Here is a 23,185-nt window from a genome sequence, read left to right as displayed (position 1 = left end):
GCGCCCCGGTGTATCCTTAAGCGCGCCAGGTGGCGCGGCGCAGCGCCCACGCCGCAGCTGCGCACCATACCAGCAGGGTGACCACTGAAGCTTCCACGCCATAGGCGCCGCCGGCCAGCCACTCCGGGCCGGACATCTGCACTTGCAGCCAGCCGCGCGCCGCATGGCCCGACACCGGCACCCCGAATACGCCGTCGAACAGATAGTTCCAGGCGAAGTGCATGCCGACCGGCAGCCACAGGCGGCGCGTCAGCATCCAGGCGGCGCAGAAACCCAGGCCGGCGACGCCGGTATTCAGCACCGCCAGCGCGGTGACGTGCTCGTTGGGCAGGTGGGCCAGGGCGAACAGCAGCACATTCACCACCAGCGCAGTGCGCGTGCCCCAGCGTTCCTCGGTAAGGCGGAACAGGACGGCGCGGAACAGCAACTCCTCCATGATGGCCACCATGACCTGCTCCGGCAGCGGTTTGAATGCAGCCAGGATGGACGTGCTGCCGGTAATGCTGAAGGCGCCCACTGCGCCCAGTGCGCCGGCCACGATCACGCTAACGACGGCGCCGATGCCCAGGCCGCGCAGCAGGTCGGGCGCGGCGCCTTGCAGCGCGCTTTCGCTGGCCGCGCGTTGCTCAAAGCGGCGCACGAAGAAGCGGTAACCAGCCAGGCACAGGGCGGCTGCCAGCAGGTAGGGCCAGGCCAGGCGCCATTCCTTGGGCACCAGGTTCTGCGCCAGCGCCATGGTCAGCACCAGCGGCAGCAGCACGCAGGCGATACCGGCGACGATGCGGACCAGCGGGTGGCGCGTGAAGCGCGCGCGCAGCGTCAACCGCGGCAGGGCAGGGATGGTCTGTTGCATGGTTCTACTCCTTGGCCTGGCGGATTCGTTCGCTAAAAGGGCGCTGTTCCAGGGCAGCGATGGCACGCGCCAGGATATCGGACAGGGGATGCGGCAGCTCGGCGTCCAGCCCATCGGCGGCGGCGGCGGTGGCGCGCCAGCAGGCCTGCAGCTTGGGCAGCAGGCGCTTGCCCTGCGGGCTGAGCAGCAGCAGCTTCTGGCGCGCGTCGCTGGGGCTGGCCTGCGCCAGCAGCCAGCCTTCCTTCATCATCAGCGCCACGGTCTGGGTGGCGGCGGGCTGGGTGATGCCGGCCGCTGCGGCGATCTGGCTCACGGTGTGCGGCTGGCCGCCGGCCAGCGCGCGCATCACGGGCGTGTAGCGCGGGCGGTAATCGAGGCCGGCTTCGGCGTAGGCTTCCTGCACCGCGCCGTCCAGCAGCTCGATCAGGTGGCGTAATTGGGTTCCGAGTCCTTGTTTCATGGACCCAGAATAGCATATATATAAGTGCTTATGTAATTATTTCAGCAGGCCCGCCAGTTCCACCGCGGTCTTCACCTGCATCTTGTCGAAGATGTGGGCCCGGTGCACTTCCACCGTGCGCATCGAGATGCCCAGCTCGTCCGCCACCACCTTGTTCATCTTGCCGGCCAGGATCAGGTCCAGCACCTCGCGCTCGCGCGTCGACAGGGTGGCCAGGCGCGCCTGCACCGCCGCCTTGCCGCTGGCCTGGCGCGAGGCGGCCAGGCCTTCCTGCACGCGGTCCATCAGCTGATTGTCGTTGAAGGGTTTTTCACAGAAGTCGAAGGCGCCGCGCTTGAGGGTGTCCACCGCCATCGGCACGTCGCCGTGGCCGGTCAGGAAAATGACCGGCAGGCGCGCCGTCAGCCCGCGCGCCGCCAACTGGTCGAACACGGCGATGCCGCTGGTATCGGGCATGCGCACGTCGAGCAGTACGCAGTCGCCCTGCGTGTCGAACGCGCCGGCCTGCACGAAGGCGAGGAAGGGGGCGGCGCCGTCGTAGGCGGTGGCGGCGATGCCGCGCGAGGACGCCAGCCAGAGCAGGGCGTCGCGCACGACGGCCTCGTCGTCAACGATATGTAGCATGGGGTGTCTCCCTTATACGCCGCCCGCCACGGGCAGCGTGAATGTGAATATGGTACCGCCTTGCGGATTGCCGCGGTGGCTCAGCGTGCCGCCGTGGAATTCGATCGCGGTGCGGCAGATGTTCAGGCCCATGCCCATGCCTTCGGCCTTGGTCGAGAAGAAGGGCGAGAACAGGCGCTCGGCCACGTCCTGCGGGATGCCATGGCCATGGTCGATCACCTGCACCACCACCTGCGCCGCCGGCGCGTCATGATGCGCCACCACGCGCAGCACGCGCTGCAGGGGCGGCACATCGGCCATGGCTTCGATCGCGTTGCGCGTCAGGTTGAGCAGCACCTGTTCGATCAGCATGCGGTCGGCGCGCACCTGCGGCAGCGCGGCCGGCAGCTCCACCTGCAGCGAGACCTGGTGCTGGCGCGCCTGCAGCTCGATCAGGGCGTGGATGCTGTCGAGCATGGACTGCAGCGCCACGTCCTGCCGCTCCGATTCGCGGTTCTTGACGAATTCGTGCACGCTGCGGATGATGGCGCCGGCGCGCTGGGCCTGGGCGCCGGCCTGCTCCAGCGCCGGCTTCAGGGTGGCCGCGTCGCCGCCGCGCGCCAGCACGTTCAGGGCGCCCGTGGTGTAGCTGGAAATGGCTGCCAGCGGCTGGTTCAGCTCGTGCGCCAGCATGGAGGCGATTTCGCCCATGGTGGCCAGGCGCGCGCTGGCTTGCAGCTTCTCCTGGTGCTGGCGGTTCAGCTCCTCCATGCGCTTGCGGTCGGAAATGTCGAGGATGGAGCCCATATAGCCGGTGTGGCGCCCTTCCTTATCCACCAGCGGCGATTCGAAAATCAGCACCGGGATGCGGGTGCCGTCCGGGCGCTGGAACAGGGTTTCGAACTCCGGCGTGAAGGAACCGGCCAGCACGCCGGCCAGGCGCTGCTGGTATTCGGCCATCACGTCCGGCGCCCAGTAGGGCATGGGCGGCAGACGGCCGATCAGCTCTTCCGCCGGGTAGCCCACCATCTGGCAGAAGGCCGGGTTGACGTAGGTGATGCGGCCCTCCAGGTCGCGCGCGCGCAAGCCGGTCACCAGCGAGTTTTCCATCGCCGTGCGAAAGGCCATTTGCTGGCGCAGCTCGCCCTCGGCCGCCAGGCGGCGCGAAATGTGGCCCCATAGCGCAAACAGGCTCCAGAGCAGGGCCAGCGACAGCGCCACCACCGAGCCGACCAGTAGGTTGGGCAGCAGCTTGGGCTCGGCCTTCACGCTGTCGGTCATCAGGGTGATGGTGGCGCCGGGCAGGTCGAGCGCGCGCTTGTGGGTGTAGACGCCGTGGCCCGGGCCGGCCGAGGTGCGGCGCGCCAGCACATTGTCGTCGCGGTCGAGCAGGCTGATCTGGTTATCCTGGGCGAACCACCAGGGCACCATTTCATCCAGCAGGCTGCCGAGCTGGAAGGTGGCGACCAGGCTGCCCAGCCACTCCTCGCCGCGGTAGACGGGGAAGTACAGCTCCATCTCCAGCGCCGGCGCTGCGCCGCCGGCCGCCAGGCGCGGCTCGGGCTCGGCGTAGATCGGATTGCGCGAGCGGCGCGCCCGCTCCTGCGCCATCAGCGAGGCCTGGCTCAGCGCAACATGGGAATCGGGCGCCACCGGGGCGGGGGCGCTGGCGGCCAGCACCCGGCCGTCGGGCGCCAGCTGCAGCACGCTTTTGAGTTCCGCGCCGTTCTTCAGCATGCGCGCCAGGCGCTGCTGCACCTCGCCCGGCGCCAGGCGGCCGCCGGCGATATCGTTGGCCAGGCTGCGCAGGCCTTCCTCATGGCGCCCGAGCTGGAAGCGGATCGACTGCTCCACCCACAGGGTATCGGCGATCAGTTGCTCCTGCCGCTCGGTGCTTTCCAGCTGGCGCGCCTGCCAGGGCAGCCAGAAGACGATGGCGACAAACAGCAATACCAGGACCACCGGCAGCAGCCAGCGCACGGGGGAGGGCAGGAAAAAACGTTTGGTCATGCGCCGAGGGTAGCGAATCCTGTTGCCACTTGTATTGTGGGTTTCCACAGTTGTGTGCCAATATTTCACTGAGCACAATGTATGTTGAGAATAATAATGCACAAATATCGCCGGGAGACGCCATGCTACTGAAGCCACTGCTGGCCGCCTTCGGCGCGGCCGTCCTTGTCACGTCCCAAGCCTTGGCCCAGGCGCCCATCGTCATCAAGTTCAGCCATGTGGTGGCGCCCGATACGCCCAAGGGGCAGGCGGCCGAGCGTTTCAAGCTGCTGGCGGAAAAAGCCACCGGCGGCCGCGTGAAAGTGCAGGTGTACCCGAACAGCAACCTGTATAAGGACAAGGAAGAGCTGGAAGCCCTGCAATTGGGCGCGGTGCAGATGCTGGCGCCCTCGCTGGCCAAGTTCGGCCCGCTGGGCGTGAAGGAATTCGAAGTCTTCGACCTGCCGTATATTTTTCCCAACAAGACGGCGCTGTACAACGTGACCGAAGGGCCGATCGGCAAGGGCTTGCTGAAAAAGCTGGAAGCCAAGGGCATCACCGGCCTGGCCTACTGGGACAACGGCTTCAAGGTCATGTCGGCCAACCGCCTGCTGCGCGTGCCGGCCGATTTCAAGGGCCTGAAGATGCGCATCCAGTCGTCCAAGGTACTGGACGCGCAAATGCGCGCGCTGGGCGCCATTCCGCAGTCGCTGGCCTTCTCCGAAGCCTACCTGGCGCTGCAGACCGGGGTGGTGGATGGCACCGAGAATCCGCCCTCCAATATGTATACGCAGAAGATGCACGAGGTGCAGGCGCACCTGACCGTCTCCAACCACGGCTACCTGGGCTACGCCGTCATCGTCAACAAGAAGTTCTGGGACGGCCTGCCGGCCGACATCCGCCGCCAGCTGGAAGGCGCGATGAAGGAAGCCACGACGTATGAAAAAGCCATCGCCCAGCGCGACAACGATATGGCGCTGGAAGCGATCCGGCGCTCCGGCAAAACGCAGCTGTACAACCTGAGCGCGCACGAGCAGGCGCTGTGGCGCAATGCGCTGCTGCCGGTGCAAAAACAGGTCGAAGAACGCATCGGCAAGGACCTGATCCAGGCCATCAACCGCGAAACAGCCAAGTAACTCCGCTCCTGTCAAGTTGCTGAAAATAAATAACGATATTTGAAAAAAGATCGGTTACTATGGCGACGCCCCTGAACGGTGCAGCATGCACCATGGTGGCCAAGGACACGGTTTTAGCGGGGAGTGAAGAAGAAAAAGCAGGCAGCAATGCCGCGGATACATAGAGGAGACGCGCCGCCTGACAGTATGCTGTTAGCCCCGCCATAAGCGAGGTTAAACGGCCGGGGAGGTGAAAAAAAGTACTCAAGACGCACCTTCGGGTGCGTTTTTTTTTGCCCTATCCTGGCGCACTGGTGTAGCATGAATGCCACAGTTCTTTTGGAGCAACCGTGACGGAAATACAACAAGGGGGCCGGGAGTTCGCCGCCATCATCCACCTGCCGTTCGGCGCGATGGGCATCGGCACGGCCGGCGCGGTGGTGACGGAAATGTTTTACCTGCCCGCCGCCACGCCGGAGCAGGCGCCCGCCAACGCGCTGGCCGAGCAGGCCGCGCGCCAGCTGCAGGCTTATTGCGACGACGCCGACTACCGCTTTGACCTGCCGCTGGCGCTGCGCGGCAGCGAATTCCAGCGCCGCGTGTGGCAAACCCTGCGCGATATCCCGCGCGGCCAGGTGCGCACCTACGGCGAGCTGGCGCGCCACCTGGATTCGGTGGCACGCGCCGTGGGCCAGGCTTGCCGCAGCAATCCCTTCCCGCCGCTGGTGCCCTGCCACCGCGTGATGGCGGCCGACGGCCTGGGCGGTTTCGCCGGCAGCGACGACCAGAACGGCTACACCCTGGGCGTGAAACGCTGGCTGCTGGCGCACGAAGGACACCAAGAGTACCAATGGCAGCAAGCAACCTTGCTCTGATCGACGAGTTCTGCGACAGCCTGTGGCTGGAGGATGGCCTGTCGAAAAACTCGCTGGACGCCTACCGGCGCGACCTGACCGCGTTTGCCCACTGGCTGGAGACGGCCCGTCCCGCCGTGGCTGGCTTGCACGGCGCCGGCAGCGCCGACCTGCAAGCCTATTTCGCCGCGCGCCACGCGGATACCAAGGCCAGCTCGGCCAACCGTCGCCTGTCCGCACTCAAGCGCTTCTACCAGCGCGCGCTGCGCCAGCGTTATATCGCGGAAGACCCCTGCCTGCGCATGGCCTCCGCCAAGCAGGCGCTGCGTTTTGTGCACACCCTGAGCGAAAGCCAGGTGGAAGCCCTGCTGGCCGCGCCCGACCTGCGCACGCCGCTCGGCATCCGCGACCGCACCATGCTGGAGCTGATGTACGCCAGCGGCTTGCGCGTGTCGGAACTGGTGGCGTTGAAAACGCTCGAGCTGAGCATGAACGACGGCGTGCTGCGCATCACCGGCAAGGGCACAAAAACGCGCCTGGTGCCGTTCGGCGAACAGGCGCGCCTGTGGATCGAGCGCTACCTGCGCGAGGCGCGCGGCATCATCCTCAACGGCCAGCAGGACGACGCCCTGTTCGTCACCGGCCGCGGCGGGCCGATGACGCGGCAAATGTTTTGGGTGGTGGTGAAAAAGCAGGCGGCCAAGGCCGGCATCACGGTGCCGCTTTCGCCGCATACCCTGCGCCACGCCTTCGCCACCCACTTGCTGAACCACGGCGCCGACTTGCGCGTGGTGCAGCTACTGCTCGGGCATGCCGACATTTCCACCACCCAGATTTACACCCATGTGGCGCGCGAGCGCCTGAAGCAACTGCATGCCCAGCATCACCCGCGCGGTTGACAGGACGCTCTGGCGCACGGCTTAAGTGCCGGCGCGCTGGTGCACGCTGGACAGCTTGTCCTGCCCGCCCTTGCCGCCCGCCGCGCCTTTTTCGGTCCCGGAGTGGCGCTTGTCCGCGCCGCCTTCGTGGCGCTCGGGGGCATGCTGCCCATGTTGTGCCTGCTGCATGTTTTGCGCCTGCTCGCGCGCCTGCCCAGCCGCCTGGCCGGCCTGCTCGCGCCAGGCATCCGCCTGTTCCCGGCTGCCGCGCGCGATCTGGTCCGCCTGCTGCTCGGCCATTTCGCGCGCCAGGTCGGCGGTAGCGTGGGTGCTCTCGCTCAGGCTGCGCGCCAGCGCCGCCTGCGCATCGGTCATCATGTGCAGCATGTCCTGTTGATAATTGCCGAGTTTTTCACCGAGCGACTGATAATGGCTAAGCGGGGCATTCAGGATGTCCTGCCCGATGCGGCTGCATTCGTCCATTGCATCCCGGGTCCAACGCACGCCCGCGTCGCCGCAGCGGCGCCAGGAGTCAAAATAGATGCGTTGCACCTGGTTCAGGTAGTCGATCGCAGGCGCCATCGACTGGCCCTGCTGGTTGCGGTCGTTCTGCATATCTCCTCCTTTGGTGTGGAACATGTAAACTATTGATGTTCGAGGGGATGGAGTTTGACATGGATCAAACGCGCGGGCCCGCACCGGAGTCACCATTGCTCGACACCATCAAAGGAGGGGCTGCAAATGGCAAAAACGAATTTCCAGTACGAAAAGCGCCAGCGTGAGCTGGAAAAGAAGCGCAAGGCCGAGGAAAAGGCGCAGAAGAAGCTGGCCGCCAAAACCCAGCCCGCCGGCGAGCAGGAAGCCGACGAGGCCGGCTACGAGACGAGCGAAACAGACACGACATCGTCGGATTAGAAGCGTCGGGGTCAGCTCTGGCCATCGGACATTGTTGCGCTTAGCGCAACAACTGTCGGATGGCCAGACCTGACCCCGAATGGGGGTGCCGTCACGTCCCCGCTGCGCAGGGACTGTTCGGGCGAAACTGGTCAGGCGGCTTCGGCCACCTGGCTGGCGTCGGCGGGGGCGTCGTCGTGCTGGCCGCGGCGCAGCCAGCGCTTGGCGCGTTTGCCGAAACTGTCGAGATAGGTGTAGGCTACCGGCACCACCACCAGCGTCAGCAGGGTGGAGGTGATCACGCCGCCGATCACGGCGCGCCCCATCGGGGCTTGCGTCTCGCCGCCTTCACCCAGGCCAATCGCCATCGGCAGCATGCCGAAGATCATGGCCAGGGTGGTCATCAGGATCGGCCGCAGGCGTACCTGGCCGGCGTCCATGATGGCCTCGTATTGCGACTTGCCTTCGCGCTGGCCGTGGTTGGTGAAGTCCACCAGCAAGATGGCGTTCTTGGTGACAAGGCCCATCAGCATGATCACGCCGATCACGGAGAACACATTGAGCGTGGAGCCGGTCACCAGCAGCGCCGCCAGCACGCCGATCAGGGACATCGGCAGCGAGACCATGATGGCGATCGGCTGCAGGTAGCTGCCGAACTGCGAGGCCAGCACCAGGTAGATGAAGATGATGGCGATGCCCAGCGCCATCGCGGCGCCGTTCATGGTTTCGGCCATCTGCTGCGCATTGCCGGCCACGTCGAAGCGCACGCCGTCCGGCAGCTTCATGGCGTCCATGGCTTTCTTCACGTCGGCGTCGATATCGCCGCCCGGGCGGCCCTCGTGCGCGGCGTAGATCGCCACGCGGCGCTGCAGGGCCTGGCGCTTCAGCACTTGCGGGCTGAAGGAGGGCACAAAGTCCACCACCTGGCGCAGCGGCACCATGATCGGGTTGCCGTTGGCGTCGACCTTGCTGGAGGCCAGCGACAGGTCGGCCAGGTCGGACACGCGCTGGCGGCCGGATTTCGGCAGCTGCACATTGACTTCATAGTTCTGGCCATCGTTGGCCAGCCAGTAGCTGACCGTGTCGCCGCCGACGAAGGGGCGCACGGCGGCGCCGATCTGCTGCACCGACAGGCCAAGGTCGCTGGCCAGCTCGTTGTTGATCTTGAGCGTGACGGAAGGGTTGGCGCCTTCCTGGCTGTATTCCAGGTCGGCCACGCCTTTGATCTTGCGCATTTTGGCCATCAGCTCCTGCGCGGCCGCTTCCAGCTTGGCCTCGTCGGTGCCGAGAATGGCGATGAAAATCGGCTTGTTGCCGGACGACTGGGTGATGCCGGACACGGACGCCAGGCGCGCGCGCATGGCCTGCTCCAGCTGTTCCTGCGAGCGGCGCTTGGTTTTCCTGATGTCGGACAGCTTCAGGTTCAGGCGCGTGGCGTGGCGGCCTTCCCAGGTGCCGACCGTGGTTTGCACGGAGACGACTTCCGGGAATTCCTTGAGGATCTGTTCCACCTGGGCCGCTTTGGCGCTGTTGTATTCCAGGCTGGAGCCGACCGGCACCTTGAACTGCAGATTGATCCAGCCTTCGTCGGTTTTGGGGAACATTTCGCCGCCGATCATGGGCACCAGCAGCAGGCTGCCGAAGAACAGCGCGAAGGCGGTGGCCAGGGTGGTCTTGCGCCAGTTCAGCGCCACGCCCAGCACGCGGGCATACAGCTTGTGCACGCGCTCCACGCCATGCTCGACCTTGTCCATGATGCGGCCCAGCCACGGCACGTACTTGAAGCGGTCCTTGACCGGGTCGTGCCAGACCGAGGACAGCATCGGGTCCAGGGTGAAGGAGACGAACAGCGACACCAGCACCGCCACCGTCACCGTCACGCCGAACTGCAGGAAGAAGCGGCCGATCAGGCCGTCCATGAAGGCCACCGGCACGAACACGGCGACAATCGCAAAGGTGGTCGCCATGACGGCCACGCCGATCTCATTGGTGCCGTCTTCCGCCGCCTTGCGGTGGTGTTTGCCGAAGCCCAGGTGGCGCACAATGTTCTCGCGCACCACGATGGCGTCGTCGATCAGCAGGCCGATGCACAGCGACAGCGCCATCAGGGTCAGGAAGTTGAGCGTGAAGCCGAAGGCCTTCATGGCGATGAAGGAGGCCAGCACCGCGATCGGCAGCGTCAGGCCGGTGATCACGGTGGAGCGCCAGGAGTGCAGGAAGAAGAACACGATCACCATCGTCAGCACGGCGCCTTCGATGATGGTGCGCTTGACGTTGTCCAACTGGGCCTGCACGCGGTCGGCCTGGTTTTCCAGGATGCGCAGCTTGATGTCGGCCGGCAGGGTCTTCTGCAGGTTCTCGACGACCTTGGAGACGCCGTTGCCTACTTCCACCACGTTGGCATCCTGCACCTTGGTGATTTCCAGGGAGATGCCGCGCTGGCCGTTGATGCGGGCGATGGATTGCTCCTCCGCCTCGCCGTCCACCACGTCGGCCACCTGTTCCAGGTAGACCGGCCCGTTGGCGCGGCGCGCCACGATGATCTTGTTGAATTCGTGCGCCTGTTTCAGCTTGCCCTCGACGCGCACGAGCGACTCCGACACGTCGGCGGAAATGCGGCCGGCCGGCAGGTTGGTATTGGTGGACTGGATGGCGCGCACCAGTTCGTCCACGCCCACGCCATGGGCGCGCATATCGGACGGACGCGGGCTGACCAGCATCTGGCGCTTGGTGGTGCCGGACACGCGCACCTGGCCCACGCCCGGCACGCCCTGGAAGCGCTTGGCGATCAGCTGATCGGTCATGGTGGAGAGGTCGCGCAGGCTGCGCGTCTCCGAGGTCATGACAAGGTTGGCGATAGGCTGGTTGTTCTCGCCTTCTTCGCGCGCGATGAAGGGCTCGCGCGCCTCGCGCGGGAAGCGCGGGCGGATCAGGGCGATCTTGTCGCGCACGTCCTGCATGGCGCGGTCCATATTGGTGGACAGCTCGAATTCCAGGTAGACGCCGGACTTGCCTTCCCACGAGTTGGCGCGGATGTTCTTGATGCCGCTGACGGTGTTGACGATGTCCTCGATCGGGCGCGTGATGTCGTTCTCCACCGCTTCCGGCGAGGCGCCCGGGTAGCTGACTTCAATCGCGGCAAAGGGGAAGCTCACGTTCGGCATGGCTTCCACGCCCAGGCCCTTGTACGAGAAGATGCCAAGCACCATCAGCGCCACCATCACCATGGTGGCAAAGACGGGATGGCGGATCGAGATCTTGGTGATCCACATGGCGCTCTCCCCTTAGCCCTTGGTGGCTGCCGGCGCGGCCGGCTTGGCCGCCTGCTGGGCGCCCGCCGCCTGCTCGTGCGGCAGCTTGACCTTGGCGCCCGGCTTCAGGCCTTCCAGTTTGGCCACCAGCACTTGCGCGCCGGCCTGCAGGCCTTCGCTCACTTCCGCCACGCCCTCGTCGTCGCTGCGCAGGCCCAGGGTGACCGGCTGCGCTACCACGGCGCCATCGACCACGGTGTACACCACCTGCTTGCCGGCTTCCTGGCGCAGGGCGACCAGCGGCACCACCGGCGCCTCGCGGCCCTTCTCGGTGGTCAGGCTGCCCTTGGCGAACATGCCGCCGCGCAGGGCGCCGTCGGCATTGGACACGCTCACGTATACCAGCATGGCGCGCGAACCGGCCTCCGTGGTCGGGTTGATGCGCGCCACCTTGCCGCTGAATTCGCGCTTGGCGAAACCGTCGACGTGGAAGCGCACTTCCTGGCCGACTTTCACGCGCGGGATATCGGTGGTGGGCACCTGGGCTTCCAGCGTCAGCTCGTTCAGGCCGACGATGGTGTAGACGGGCATGTCAGGCGCGACTTTATCGCCCGCCTGCACATGACGTTTGGAGATGATCCCGCTGATCGGGGCGCGGATCACGCTGTCGTTCAGCGCGATGCGGGCCAGGTCGACCATGGCGGAAGCGGATTTGACATTGGCGCGCGCCAGCTCCACGGCATTGGCCGTGGTGTCGAAGCTGGTTTGCGAGATGAATTTCTGCGACAGCAGGGCGTTCGCGTTGTATTCGTTCTTCTGCGCCATGCTCAGGCGCGCCTGCGCCTCATCCAGCATGGCTTGCTGTTGCTGCAGGCGCGCTTTCAGGTCGGCCTGGTCGAGCCGGGCCAGCACCTGGCCCGCCTGCACGGCGACGCCTTCGCGCAGCGCCGCTTCCTGCACCTGGCCGGACACTTTGGATTTGATGGTGGCCTGGCTGACCGGAATCAGCGAGCCGGAAAGCGGCAAGCCGACCGACAGCTGGCGCGCCGCGATCGGCGCCACGTCGGCATTGGCCAGCTCCATCACCGGCGCCGCCTTGGCCGCCGCACTGTCCTTGGGCGCCGCGGCCGGCTTGGCCTGCGATTTCATCATGCTCCAACCGCCCCCGGCCAGACCCAATACAACCAGGCCGATGACGGGCAGGCGCCAGCGTCGCGGGGATTTCAGGTGCACAGGTTGTGGGCTCATTGTTGCCTCTTAAATAATGTTGTCCGCTGGCGCGGGTTGCGATGGTGACACTGTAGGTATTAACAAGTGCCGCGGCCATGCAAATGCGATGAAGCGCAAAAACGGCAGGTTGAAATGCAAAAAGCGGGGAAGAGGCGCACCTTTGATCTGGCGCAAAAGCCTACGCTTAAGGAAGCAGGGAGAATGGCGTATGCCGCCCGCCTGGCCAAGGAGTCTTGCAATGACACATAAGCAGGAGGTGGTCACAAATCGTGACCACCTCGCCCGGCTGAAGTTCACCCGATCTCTGCTATTCGCGTAAGCGGATTTACGGGCGATAGTCGAGGTGTTGCGTCAGATGGCGCGGCCGGCGGAGGTGCCGGCCAAGCGGCCGATCGGGTTCGTGACAACGGACGAGAAGCCCGCTAGCGCAGCCGCAGCCGCACCAGCACCTGCCCGTGGTCGGAAACCTCGGGCCGCTCCTGCCGCAGGTGGTCGTTGAAATAGCTGACGTCCAGCACCTCGCCAATCGCGCGCGGCGAGGCCGGGTTGAACTCCTCCGACACCAGCACATGGTCGATGGTCGAATAGTGGCCCTCGTGGATGCTGGTGTAGGCCACATGGCGCAAATGGTCCTGTCGCAGCTGGATCTGGTTGGCGTCGTACATGCGCCCGCGCCGCTCGTCGCCCGGCATCAGGCCGCCGCCGTTGCCCAGCACTATGGTGGTGGTCACCGCATCGGCCGTATCGTTGAAATCGCCCAGCACGATGCACGGCCGGCGCGTCTCGCGCATCATCTTGCTCAGCAGCACACGCAAGGCCACCGCCTCCGTCCCGCGCCAGACCAGCGAGCGCAGGCTGGCCATGGCCAGGTGCAGCGGGTCCTCCACCGTGTCGCCGCTGCGGTAATCCGGGCGGCGCGACTTCAGGTGCACCACGATCACATCCACCACCACCTCGTTCGGCAGCATGACCTGGGCATGCAGCGGCGCGCGCGCAAAACGGTCGGTTTCGCCGACGCCGGGATCGGCCGGCACGCCCTCGGGAAAATTGGCATAGACCGTCGGCGCGCCCAGCAGGGGCAGGCGCGACACCAGCGCCACATTGGGCGTCAGGCGCGTGGCATGGGGATCGGGGTCGAAGCCGGCATGCACCGCGTCGCGGTACTTGCGGGTGCGCGACAGGACATCGCGCAAGGCCTCCTGCGAGAAGATTTCCTGGAAGCCGATCACGTCCGCGTCAAGCTGGTCCAGCTGCTGCGCCGTCCACTCCGCCTTGGCCTCATACTCCTGCGCCGTCAGCGGCTGCAGGTTGTCGTACAGTTTCGCGCCGGGCGGGGCGAGGTTGCAGACGTTGAAGGTGGCAAAGCGGATTTCTTGCTGCATAATGAGAAGCTCCTCTATGGCACTAGCGTATCACGGCATGGCAAAAAAAGAGCACATTTCCGAAACTCCCGCGACAGCTTTGCTGCGCAAGCACAAAGTCCCATTTTCCGAGCATCCATATGAGTACGAAGAGCATGGCGGCACCTCCGTCTCTTCGCGCGAACTGGGCGTGGACGAACACCACGTGGTCAAGACCCTGGTCATGCAAGACGAAGCCGCCAAGCCCATGATTGTGCTGATGCACGGCGACTGCAAGGTCTCCACCAAAAACCTGGCGCGCAATATCGGCTGCAAATCGGTCGAGCCCTGCAAGCCCGAGGTGGCGCAGCGCCACTCCGGCTACATGGTGGGCGGCACCTCGCCCTTCGGCACCAAGAAAGCCATGCCGGTCTACGTGGAGGAAAGCATCCTTGCCCTGGAAACGATTTATATCAATGGTGGCCGGCGCGGCTTCCTGATCGGCATCAAGCCCGGCGTGCTGCGCGAGGTGCTGGGCGCCAAGGCGGTGCAGTGCGCCTTGGCTGATTGACAATATTGCATCGTCCGCCGTGCGCGGTATGGTGTATAGTCCCAGCCCATATAAAAACAACGAGTTTCCCGGGGAATTATGACTACTTTGCTTCTGATTATTGCCGCTTACCTGATCGGCTCGATTTCCTTCGCCGTGGTGGTGAGCAAGTTCTACGGCCTGGCCGACCCGCGCACCTACGGTTCCGGCAACCCCGGCGCCACCAATGTGCTGCGCAGCGGTAACAAGGGCGCCGCTATCTGGACCCTGGCCGGCGACGCTTTCAAGGGCTGGCTGGCGGTGTTCCTGGTCGACCACTTCCAGCTGCAACTGGGCCTGGGCGACCGTGCCGACCAGACCATCGCCCTGGTGGCGATCGCCGTCTTCATCGGCCACCTGTGGCCGGTGTTCTTCAAGTTCGTCGGCGGCAAGGGCGTGGCCACCGCACTGGGCGTGCTGCTGGCCCTGAACGTCTGGCTCGGCCTGGCGACCCTGGTGACCTGGCTGGTGGTGGCCTATGCCTTCCGCTATTCCTCGCTGGCGGCCCTGATCGCCGCCGTGTTTGCTCCGTTCGGCTATGGCCTCATGTTCGGCGCCGAGCCGCAGCTGGCCGCCGTGCTGGCCATGAGCGGCCTGCTGATTTGGCGCCATGCCAAAAATATTGCTAACCTGATAGCTGGCAAGGAAAGCCGCATCGGCAGCAAAGCCAAGAAAAAGGCCTAGACCACCATGACCCCCACCCCGATCCGCATCGACTTCGTTTCCGACGTTTCCTGTCCCTGGTGTGCGATCGGGCTGAATAGCCTGGAGCTCGCGCTGTCCCGCCTGGGCGACAGCGTCCAGGCGCAGATCCACTTCCAGCCCTTCGAGCTGAACCCGCACATGGTGCCGGAAGGGCAGGACATCACCGAGCACCTGCGCCAGAAATACGGCGCCAGCCCGGCCCAGCAGGAACAAACCCGCGAAATGATCCGCCAGCGCGGCGCCGAGGTCGGGTTCGACTTCGGCATGGGCATGCGCAGCCGGATTTACAACACTTTTGACGCCCACCGCCTGCTGCACTGGGCCGGTGAGCACGGCAGGCAACGCGCCCTGAAGAAGGCCCTGTTCGAGGCCTATTTCACGCGCGGCCAGGATCCGAGCTCGCGCACCCTGCTGGTGCAGCTGGCAGGCAAGGTCGGCCTGGACGAGGCGGAAGCCGTGCAAGTGCTGTCATCTGGCCGCTACGCGCAGGAAGTCCGCGATATGGAGCAGTTCTACCACCGCAACGGCATCCACTCCGTGCCGGCCGTGATCATCAACGAAACCCACTTGATTTCTGGTGGGCAACCACCGGAAGCGTTCGAACGCGCCCTGCGGCAAATAGTATCTTTAAAATAACACTATTATCCGTGTTACAACCTTGTTACACTTCAGGAAGTAACAGGGAGAGATAGCATGTCAGCCGCAGAACAAACGATCACGACGCTGTACCCTCGGCCAACGGACGACCCAAGCCGCCTGGCCGCATTGCACCGCTACGACGCGCTCGAGGCCACCTCGGGCGACGACTTCACCTTCCTCACCGAGCTGGCCGCCAAGGTGTGCGACGTGCCCTACGCCTTCATTTCGCTGGTCGATGCCGAGCGCGTGTTCGTCAAATCGTTCAGCGGCCTGGCGGTGGATTCCCTGCCGCGCGGCCAATGCTATTGTTCGCTGGCCGTGCTGGGCGACGACGCCACCGAAATCTGCGACCTGAGCAAGGACGCCCGCACCGCCGCCATGCCGCTCACCGTGGAAGCGCCGTTCATGCGCATGTATAGCAGCGTGCCGCTGGTGTCGAGCGACGGCTACGCGATCGGCACCCTGTGCGTGATGAACACCAAGGCCGGCTGCCTGTCCAGCGGACAGCGCGACATGCTGCGCAAGCTGGCGCGCCAGGTCATGGCCCTGCTCGAACTGCGCGCCAACGAGAAAGCGCTGAAGGCCTCGATGGACGAGCTGGAAATGCTGGCCACCACCGACGAACTGACCGGCCTGCACAACCGCCGCTCGCTGATGAACCGGCTGCGCTTTGAAGTCGCGCGCACGCGCCGCTTCCGCACCCCGCTGTCGGCCGTGATGATCGACGTCGACCACTTCAAGCGCATCAACGACGAGCACGGCCACCAGGTGGGCGACGAAGTGCTGGCCGCGATCGGCAAGCTGGTGCGCGACAATGTGCGCGTGATCGACGTCGCCGGACGCTACGGCGGGGAAGAATTGTGTATCCTGTTGCCGAACACGCCGCCGGATGGCGCGCGCAAGTTCGCAGAATCGTTGCGGTCGCGGATCGAAGCCCAGTTGCACAGCGCCGGCGCGCGCACGGTAGCGGTCACGGCCAGCCTCGGCATCGGCTCCTTCAACCACATGGATGTGGACGATGCCGAAATGCTGCTGAAGCAAGCCGATGCCGCCCTGTACCGCGCCAAGGCCAACGGCCGCAACCGTGTAGAAGGTTGACCAGGAAAAGGGGAGCATGCATGCCGAAGGCAATCTGGAATGGCGCCGTCATCGCTGAAGCGGACAGCAGCGAAGTCGAGATCGTGGAGAACAACATCTATTTCCCACCCGCCCGGGTCAGGCAGGAATACCTGCAGCCGAGCACACACAGCACGCTCTGCCCCTGGAAAGGCGTCGCCAGCTACTACAACGTGGTGGTGGGCGGCAAGGTCAACGCCAATGCCGCCTGGTACTACCCCGCCCCCAAAGACGCCGCCCACAACATCAAAGACCGCATCGCCTTCTGGCACGGCGTTGAGGTACAGCATTAATTGTCCGTCTTGGGGTCAGGAAGAAAAGTGGACATTGTCCACTTTTCTTCCTGTCGGGCCGCCGGACCGCCCCAAAGTGGACATTTCGTATGGATAATATTACTCATTCTGTTGTCGGGCTGGGCGTGGGCGAGCTGGTGCAGCGCTCGCTGCCGCCCGAAGCTGATCCTGCGCGCCAGACAACGCGCCATCGCTTGCTGTTGACCGCGTGCGCGGTGGCGAGCAATTTCCCTGACCTGGACCTGGTCTTCACCCGGCTGGCGCCGGCGCCGCTCGGTTATCTGCTGCATCACCGGGGGCATACCCATACCTTGCTCTACCTGCTGCCGCAGGCGCTGCTGCTATTGGCGCTGCTGTGGGCGCTGTGGCCGAATGCGCGGGCGTTGCTGCGCGAGAGCCGGCATGCGCGGCGCGGGCTGGGCATCGCGCTGGCGGCGGGCTTCCTGCTGCACCTGGGGATGGACTTCATGAACAACTACGGCGTCCATCCCTTCTATCCTTTCAGCGGCACCTGGTATTTCGGGGACCTGGTCTACATCATCGAGCCGGTGTTCTGGGTAGCGTTCGGGGTGCCGCTGGCGATGGCGGTGCCGTCGCGCAAGGGGCGTCTGGTGCTGCTGGCGGTGCTGCCGGTGGTGCTGTTGTACGTGACCATGCACGGCTTCCTGTCGTGGGCCTCGTTCGCGGCGCTGTGCGTGCTGGGGGCGGCGGTGGCGGCGCTGCGCTTCATGCATATGCAGAGCCGGCGCGCACTGTTGCTGGCGCTGGGCGTGGTGCTGGCCTTCGTTGGCGTGCAGGCGTCGGCCTCGTATAAGGCGCGCCAGGCGGTGACGGCGGCGCTGGTGCTGCAGGACCCACAGGCGCGCGTGCTGGATGTGGCGCTGACGGCTTTCCCTTCCCAGCCTTTGTGCTGGAGCTTTACCTCGATCGAGTCGGACGGTACGCAATACCTGCTGCGGCGCGGGCATTTGAGCCTGGCGCCGGCCTTGCTGTCGCCGCGCGCCTGCCCGGCGGCGCTGTCGGCTGGCGTGGCGCAGGAGGTGGCGGGGACGGTGCCGGGGGTGCTGGTATCCGGCTCGTGGCGCGGCAGCGTGGCGGCCTTGCGCGAGCGGGCGGCCAGCGATTGCCAGCTGCAGGCCTGGCTGCGCTTTGCGCGCATGCCGGCGGTGGATGCGGACCAGGCGAGCGATATGCGTTTCTCCACCACGCCGCGCGGCAACTTCACCACGCTGATGCTGGCGCCTACGCCGGATTGCCCGTTCAATGTGCCGCAGTGGGGCATGCCGCGCGCCGACTTGCTGGGACGCGCGGCAGCCTTGCCTTAGGCGACCAGTTGGGCCGGCTCGAAGTCGGTCGACAGGGCCAGTTCCTTCCACTGCGCCAGTTCGCGTTCGACCTGCTGGTGCTTCGCGTAGGCGCGGGCGACGGCGTCGCTGCCCAGCTGCAGGCGCAGCGGCGGCTGCGCGGCGTCGGCCAGTTTCAGCATCGCGCGCGCCAGTTTGGCCGGGTCGCCGGGTTGGGCGTGGTTGGCGCCTGCCGCGAATTCGCGCATGGCGCCCACCGTGTCCTGGTAATCCTCGATGCGGGCCTGGGTTTCCACCAGCGAGGCGGCGTCGAGGAAGTCGGTGCGGAAGAAGCCGGGTTCCACCACGGTGACATGCACGCCCAGCGGGGCCAGTTCCTGCGCCATCGCTTCGCTCAGGCCTTCCACCGCGAATTTGGTCGAGCCGTACACGCCCCAGCCGTGATAAGCCTGGTAGCCGCCCAGCGAGGAGATGTTGATCACATGCCCGCTGCGCTGCCGGCGCATGTGGGGCAGTACGGCGCGGCTCACGTTCAGCAGGCCGAAGACGTTGGTGTCGTAGTTGCGGCGCACTTCGTCGGCCGAGGTTTCCTCTACCGCGCCGAGGATGCCGTAGCCGGCGTTATTCACCAGCACATCGATGCGGCCAAAGCGTTCGATGGCTGCATGGGCGGCGACGACGGCGGCAGCCTCCTTGGTGACATCGAGCTGCAGCGCCAATAATTTCGGGTGCACACCCAGCGCGTCGACGATCGCTTGCGGATTGCGCGCGGCGGCTACCACGGCGTCGCCGCGCGCCAGGGCGTCGCGTGCGATCAGCAGGCCGAAGCCGCGCGAGGCGCCAGTAATGAACCAGACTTTGTTTGCCATGATCTTGCTCCTTCAGGTTGGTGGTTGGTGAAGGCAATATTAGGCCGCGCAATGCTGCTACACTAGCCATGGGAAAGGTGATTGATCTTCAACTAGCGGTTGTAAATATGGATAAGGCGCGCGTCCTCACACTCTTCATCGGCGTGGTCCACGCCGGCAGCTTCAGCCAGGCGGCGGTGGAGGCCGGCCTGTCGGCGCAGGCGGTCAGCAAGGCGATCCGCCAGCTGGAGGAATACCTGGGCGTGCGGCTGTTCCACCGCACCACGCGCAGCCTGAGCCTGACCGACGAGGGCCAGCGCCTGTTCGAGCTGGCCAATCCCGGCCTGCGCCTGCTGGACGAGGCGCTGGACCATGTGCGAAACAGCCGCGAGGCGGTGGACGGCATGATCCGCATCGCGGCGCCCACCTCGCTCGGCACGGTGATGCTGGCGCCCTTGCTGCGCGAGTTCCAGGAGCTGTACCCCGGCGCGCATTTCGACCTGCTGTTCGACGACCATTTCACCGACTTGATCGAGTCGAAGATCGATGTCGGTTTCCGCGCCGGCAATCCGCCCGAGCGCAACCTGGTGGCGCGCCAGCTGGGCCGCATGCCCTTGTATATCTGCGCCGCGCCCGGCTACATTGCGCGCCACGGCGCGCCGCGCACGGTGGAGGACCTGCAGCAGCACCGCTGCACCGGCTTCCGCCAGCCGAACACGGGCCGCGTGGTGCCGTGGGAGCTGAAAGGGCAGGGCGGCACCGTCTACCGCGACGTGCCCTGCGTGGCCACCTTCAACACCACGGAGGGCGAGGTGGAGGCGGTGCGCGCCGGCCTGGGCATCGGCCAGCTGGCGCTGTATATGGTGGAGCGCGACCTGGCGGAGGGCCGCCTGGTGCACCTGCTGCCGACCCACGTTACGGCGAATGCCGCCGTTTATATGTACTATCCGCAGCGCAGCCGCATGCCGATGCGCGTGCGGCACTTTATCGACTTCATGGTGAAACGCCAATGGACCGCCTTTATCTGATGACTGTGTATGTGGCCGTGGCCGAGGAGCAGGGCTTCGCGGCCGGCGCGCGCAAGCTGGGCATGTCGCCGCCCGCCGTGACGCGCGCCATCGCGGCGCTGGAGGAGCGCCTGGGCGTGAAGCTGCTGGACCGTACCACGCGCCATGTGCGCGTGACCGAGGCCGGCCAGCGCTACCTGGACGATGCGCGCCGCATCATCGCCGAAGTCGATGAGGCGGATGACGCCGTGGCCGGCATCAACGCCGCGCCGCGCGGCCACCTGAGCGTGACGGCGCCGGTGTTGTTCGGCCGCCTGTTCGTCATTCCCGGCATTGTGGAATACCTGGCGCGCTATCCGGCGATGGATGTCTCCACCGTCTTCGTGGACCGGGTGACCAATTTGCTGGAGGAGGGCATCGACGTCGGCATCCGCATCGGCGAGCTGCCCGATTCGAGCCTGCGGGCGATCCCGGTGGGGCGCGTGCGGCGCATGATCGTGGCCGCGCCTTCCTACCTGGCGCGGCATGGCGCGCCGCGCACGCCGCAGGAGCTGGAGCAGCACACCATCGTCGCCTCGTCCGGCTCCAGCGTGCCGCCGGACTGGCGCTTCCAGCACGGCGGCAGCGTGCAATCGCTGCGCATCAAGCCGCGCCTGGGCGTGAACAATAATGATTCGGCGATCGAGGCGGTGCGCGGCGGCTTTGGCATCGCGCGCCTGTTGTCCTACCAGGCGGCCAGCCTGCTCGACGCGGGTGAGCTGGTGGCACTGCTGGAGGACTACGCCACGCCCGCGGTGCCGATCCATATCGTCCACCGCGACAGCCGCCAGGGTTCCACCCGCATCCGCAGTTTCGTCGACTTGATGGCGGAGCGCCTGCGCACCGATCCGAGGCTTCACCCGGTGCGCTAATGGTGCTAATTGGCGCTAATCGGCGCTAAATTGGTGCGGCGCACAATCGCGGTACTGCTTTTTCACGTGTTTTGCCCCTGGCGGCGGGTGGCACGGCGTTTGCAATACCCCTCTTATTTACTGACGGGGATAGCCATGGATCACACGTTCAGCATCACACGCCGGCGCCTTTTGGCGGCCGGCGCCGCCACGGCATTGTCCACGCGCGCCTGGGCGGCCGGGTCGGATAAGCCGGAAAAGGAGGAAGTCAAAGTCGGCTTCATTCCGCTCACCGATTGCGCCTCCGTCGTGATGGCGTCGGTACTCGGCTTCGACAAGAAGTACGGCATCAAGATCGTCCTGAGCAAGGAGGCGTCGTGGCCCTCGGTGCGCGACAAGCTGGTGAACGGCGAGCTGGACGCGGCCCATGTGTTGTACGGCCTGGTGTACGGCGTGCACCTGGGCGCGGGCGGCCCGAAGAAGGACATGGCGGTGCTGATGAACCTGAACCACAACGGGCAGGCGATCACGCTCTCGAAGAAGCTGGCCGATAAGGGCGCGGTGGATGGCGCCGGGCTGGCAAAGCTGATGCGCAGCGAGCCGCGCGAGTACACGTTCGCGCAAACCTTCCCGACCGGCACCCATGCGATGTGGCTGTACTACTGGCTGGCGGCGCACGGCATCAACCCTATGCAGGGCGCGAAGATGATCACGGTGCCACCGCCGCAGATGGTGGCGAATATGCGGATCGGGAATATGGACGGCTTTTGCGTGGGCGAGCCGTGGAACCACCGCGCCATTGTGGACGGCATCGGCATCACCGCGACCACCACGCAGGAGATCTGGCGCGACCATCCGGAGAAGGTGCTGGGCACCAGCGCGGAGTGGGTGAAGAAGTATCCGAATACCGCGCGCGCGCTGGTGGCGGCGGTGCTGGAGGCGGGGCGCTGGATCGATGCGTCCCTGTCGAACAAGGTCAAGATGGCCGAGACCATTGCCGACAAGTCGTATGTGAACACCTCGGTCGATGTGATCAACCAGCGCATCCTGGGGCGCTACCAGAACGGCCTGGGCAAGACCTGGGACGATCCGCACTACATGAAGTTCTATAACGACGGGGCGGTGAACTTCCCCTACCTGAGCGACGGCATGTGGTTCCTGACGCAGCAGAAGCGCTGGGGCTTGCTGAAGGCGGAGCCGGACTACCTGGCGGTGGCCACGCAGATCAACCAGATCGCGGTTTACAAGGATGCGGCGGCAATGGCCAAGGTGAGCCTGCCGAAGTCGCCGTTGCGCAGCGTGAAGATGATTGATGGCGCGACTTGGGACGGCAAAGACCCCAAGGCGTATGCCGCTTCGTTCAAGATCAAAGCGTAAGGGAGGGCATATGAGCATAGTCTACGAAGCTGCCGCGGCAGCCGGGGCGGCGCGGGCAAAGACGGTGAGCGCGCTGGCGGAAGCGGGCGTCGGGCGCGCCCCGGCGAGCCTGGAGGCGCCGTCGCGCCGCGCACGGCTGGCGGCGAAGGGCGTCAACCTGGTGCCGGCGCGCGAGCGCCTGCGCCCGGTGGTGATGAAGGTGCTGCCGCCGCTACTGGGCCTGGCGCTGCTGCTGCTGGCGTGGCAGATCCTGGCGCTGCGCAATCCCGGCTTCCCGACGCCGCTGGAAACCTGGCACGAGGCGGCCAAGCTGTTCGCCGATCCCTTCTACCGCAAAGGCCCGAACGACCAGGGCATAGGCTGGAACGTGCTGGCATCGCTGCGGCGCGTGGCCCTGGGCTTCGGCGCGGCGGCGCTGGTGGGCATTCCGCTCGGCTTCCTGATCGGCCGCTTCAGCTTTGTGTACGGCATGTTCAGCCCCTTAATCAGCCTGCTCAAGCCGGTCTCGCCGCTGGCCTGGCTGCCGATCGGCCTGCTGGTGTTCAAGGCGGCCGACCCGGCCGCCATCTGGGCCATTTTCATCTGCTCGATCTGGCCCATGATCGTCAACACCGCCGTCGGCGTGCAGCGCGTGCCGCAGGACTACCTGAACGTGGCGCGCGTGCTGGACCTGTCCGAATGGAAGGTGGTGACCAGGATCCTGCTGCCGGCCGTGCTGCCTTATATGCTGAGCGGCGTGCGGCTCGCCATCGGCACCGCGTGGCTGGTGATCGTGGCGGCGGAAATGCTGACCGGCGGCGTCGGCATCGGCTTCTGGGTCTGGGATGAATGGAACAACCTGAATGTGCCGCACATCCTGATCGCGATCGGCGTGATCGGCGTGGTCGGCCTGCTGCTGGAGCTGGCGCTGGTGGCGCTGGCCAAAGCCTTCAGCTATGAGGAGAAATGAG

At 65.7% G+C, this 23,185-nt stretch carries 23 protein-coding genes; 14 read left to right on the top strand and 9 right to left on the bottom strand.

Annotated elements, in window-relative coordinates; genetic code table 11:
* Positions 1–16: 16 nt before the first annotated feature.
* Genes GTP41_RS10235 through GTP41_RS10220 form a run of 4 tightly spaced genes read right to left on the bottom strand, consistent with a single transcriptional unit; the run spans position 17 to position 3,926 of the window.
* Positions 17–853, bottom strand: coding sequence for a CPBP family intramembrane glutamic endopeptidase (locus GTP41_RS10235; protein WP_161025480.1), 837 nt, complete (start codon positions 851–853; stop codon positions 17–19).
* A gap of 4 nt (positions 854–857) precedes the next feature.
* Positions 858–1,313 (bottom strand): MarR family winged helix-turn-helix transcriptional regulator, encoded by a 456-nt coding sequence (locus GTP41_RS10230; RefSeq protein ID WP_161025479.1) that lies wholly within the window; start codon positions 1,311–1,313, stop codon positions 858–860.
* Positions 1,314–1,349: 36 nt separating this feature from the next.
* Positions 1,350–1,937 carry a response regulator transcription factor gene (locus tag GTP41_RS10225; protein ID WP_161025478.1) on the bottom strand — a complete coding sequence of 196 codons (588 nt, stop codon included), beginning with the start codon at positions 1,935–1,937 and terminating at the stop codon, positions 1,350–1,352.
* Between the two features lie 12 nt (positions 1,938–1,949).
* Complete coding sequence (locus GTP41_RS10220) at positions 1,950–3,926, bottom strand: two-component system sensor histidine kinase NtrB (protein WP_161025477.1); 1,977 nt, start codon at positions 3,924–3,926, stop codon at positions 1,950–1,952.
* Positions 3,927–4,048: 122 nt separating this feature from the next.
* Here GTP41_RS10220 and GTP41_RS10215 point away from each other — a divergent pair, with 122 nt between their 5' ends.
* The 3 genes from GTP41_RS10215 to xerD all read left to right on the top strand — a co-directional run bounded on the left by GTP41_RS10215 (position 4,049) and on the right by xerD (position 6,773).
* Positions 4,049–5,041 (top strand): TRAP transporter substrate-binding protein, encoded by a 993-nt coding sequence (locus GTP41_RS10215; RefSeq protein ID WP_161025476.1) that lies wholly within the window; start codon positions 4,049–4,051, stop codon positions 5,039–5,041.
* A gap of 329 nt (positions 5,042–5,370) precedes the next feature.
* Positions 5,371–5,895, top strand: a complete 525-nt coding sequence (locus GTP41_RS10210) for a methylated-DNA--[protein]-cysteine S-methyltransferase (RefSeq protein ID WP_371867325.1) — start codon at positions 5,371–5,373, stop codon at positions 5,893–5,895.
* Entirely contained in the window at positions 5,871–6,773 is a 903-nt protein-coding gene (xerD, locus tag GTP41_RS10205) for a site-specific tyrosine recombinase XerD (RefSeq protein ID WP_161025475.1), read from the top strand. Before GTP41_RS10210 ends, xerD begins: the two co-directional genes overlap by 25 nt.
* A gap of 21 nt (positions 6,774–6,794) precedes the next feature.
* Here the strand turns inward: xerD and GTP41_RS10200 are convergent, their stop codons facing one another.
* Complete coding sequence (locus GTP41_RS10200) at positions 6,795–7,367, bottom strand: hypothetical protein (protein ID WP_161025474.1); 573 nt, start codon at positions 7,365–7,367, stop codon at positions 6,795–6,797.
* 126 nt (positions 7,368–7,493) lie between these two features.
* Between GTP41_RS10200 and GTP41_RS27125 the strand changes: the two genes are divergently transcribed.
* On the top strand, positions 7,494–7,667 hold the full coding sequence (locus GTP41_RS27125; protein WP_202419687.1) for a hypothetical protein: 174 nt from the start codon (positions 7,494–7,496) through the stop codon (positions 7,665–7,667).
* Positions 7,668–7,798: 131 nt separating this feature from the next.
* Here the strand turns inward: GTP41_RS27125 and GTP41_RS10195 are convergent, their stop codons facing one another.
* The 3 genes from GTP41_RS10195 to GTP41_RS10185 form a co-directional block, all read right to left on the bottom strand.
* Positions 7,799–10,918, bottom strand: a complete 3,120-nt coding sequence (locus GTP41_RS10195; protein WP_161025473.1) for an efflux RND transporter permease subunit — start codon at positions 10,916–10,918, stop codon at positions 7,799–7,801.
* A gap of 12 nt (positions 10,919–10,930) precedes the next feature.
* Entirely contained in the window at positions 10,931–12,145 is a 1,215-nt protein-coding gene (locus tag GTP41_RS10190) for an efflux RND transporter periplasmic adaptor subunit (RefSeq protein ID WP_161025472.1), read from the bottom strand.
* Positions 12,146–12,549: 404 nt separating this feature from the next.
* Positions 12,550–13,509, bottom strand: coding sequence for an endonuclease/exonuclease/phosphatase family protein (locus GTP41_RS10185; RefSeq protein ID WP_161025471.1), 960 nt, complete (start codon positions 13,507–13,509; stop codon positions 12,550–12,552).
* Between the two features lie 37 nt (positions 13,510–13,546).
* On the opposite strand from GTP41_RS10185, the gene ybaK reads away from it, so the two are divergent.
* From ybaK to GTP41_RS10155, 6 genes are all read left to right on the top strand, one after another.
* On the top strand, positions 13,547–14,038 hold the full coding sequence (ybaK, locus tag GTP41_RS10180) for a Cys-tRNA(Pro) deacylase (RefSeq protein ID WP_161025590.1): 492 nt from the start codon (positions 13,547–13,549) through the stop codon (positions 14,036–14,038).
* A gap of 78 nt (positions 14,039–14,116) precedes the next feature.
* The gene (gene plsY / locus GTP41_RS10175) at positions 14,117–14,740 is read left to right on the top strand and encodes a glycerol-3-phosphate 1-O-acyltransferase PlsY (RefSeq protein ID WP_161025470.1); all 624 of its coding nucleotides are present in this window, start codon (positions 14,117–14,119) and stop codon (positions 14,738–14,740) included.
* Positions 14,741–14,746: 6 nt separating this feature from the next.
* Positions 14,747–15,397, top strand: a complete 651-nt coding sequence (locus GTP41_RS10170; RefSeq protein ID WP_161025469.1) for a DsbA family oxidoreductase — start codon at positions 14,747–14,749, stop codon at positions 15,395–15,397.
* A gap of 57 nt (positions 15,398–15,454) precedes the next feature.
* Entirely contained in the window at positions 15,455–16,498 is a 1,044-nt protein-coding gene (locus GTP41_RS10165) for a sensor domain-containing diguanylate cyclase (protein ID WP_161025468.1), read from the top strand.
* A 20-nt stretch (positions 16,499–16,518) separates the two neighbouring features.
* Positions 16,519–16,809 (top strand): DUF427 domain-containing protein, encoded by a 291-nt coding sequence (locus tag GTP41_RS10160; RefSeq protein WP_161025467.1) that lies wholly within the window; start codon positions 16,519–16,521, stop codon positions 16,807–16,809.
* An 89-nt stretch (positions 16,810–16,898) separates the two neighbouring features.
* Complete coding sequence (locus GTP41_RS10155; protein WP_161025466.1) at positions 16,899–18,134, top strand: metal-dependent hydrolase; 1,236 nt, start codon at positions 16,899–16,901, stop codon at positions 18,132–18,134.
* Here the strand turns inward: GTP41_RS10155 and GTP41_RS10150 are convergent.
* Positions 18,131–18,982, bottom strand: a complete 852-nt coding sequence (locus GTP41_RS10150; protein ID WP_161025465.1) for an oxidoreductase — start codon at positions 18,980–18,982, stop codon at positions 18,131–18,133. The genes GTP41_RS10155 and GTP41_RS10150 overlap by 4 nt on opposite strands.
* 107 nt (positions 18,983–19,089) lie before the next feature.
* Here GTP41_RS10150 and GTP41_RS10145 point away from each other — a divergent pair, with 107 nt between their 5' ends.
* The 4 genes from GTP41_RS10145 to ntrB all read left to right on the top strand — a co-directional run bounded on the left by GTP41_RS10145 (position 19,090) and on the right by ntrB (position 23,184).
* On the top strand, positions 19,090–19,989 hold the full coding sequence (locus GTP41_RS10145) for a LysR family transcriptional regulator (RefSeq protein ID WP_161025464.1): 900 nt from the start codon (positions 19,090–19,092) through the stop codon (positions 19,987–19,989).
* On the top strand, positions 19,971–20,879 hold the full coding sequence (locus GTP41_RS10140; protein WP_161025463.1) for a LysR family transcriptional regulator: 909 nt from the start codon (positions 19,971–19,973) through the stop codon (positions 20,877–20,879). Before GTP41_RS10145 ends, GTP41_RS10140 begins: the two co-directional genes overlap by 19 nt.
* Before the next feature lie 135 nt (positions 20,880–21,014).
* On the top strand, positions 21,015–22,235 hold the full coding sequence (locus tag GTP41_RS10135) for a CmpA/NrtA family ABC transporter substrate-binding protein (RefSeq protein ID WP_161025462.1): 1,221 nt from the start codon (positions 21,015–21,017) through the stop codon (positions 22,233–22,235).
* Positions 22,236–22,245: 10 nt separating this feature from the next.
* Positions 22,246–23,184: a nitrate ABC transporter permease gene (ntrB, locus tag GTP41_RS10130; RefSeq protein WP_202419686.1), complete on the top strand. Its 939-nt coding sequence runs from the start codon at positions 22,246–22,248 to the stop codon at positions 23,182–23,184.
* Position 23,185 lies beyond the last annotated feature (1 nt).

Source organism: Pseudoduganella guangdongensis, assembly GCF_009857475.1.
GTDB lineage: Bacteria > Pseudomonadota > Gammaproteobacteria > Burkholderiales > Burkholderiaceae_D > Rugamonas > Rugamonas guangdongensis.
The sequence above is the reverse complement of the archived record's forward strand: the minus strand, read 5'-3'. Positions and strand labels throughout refer to the sequence as shown.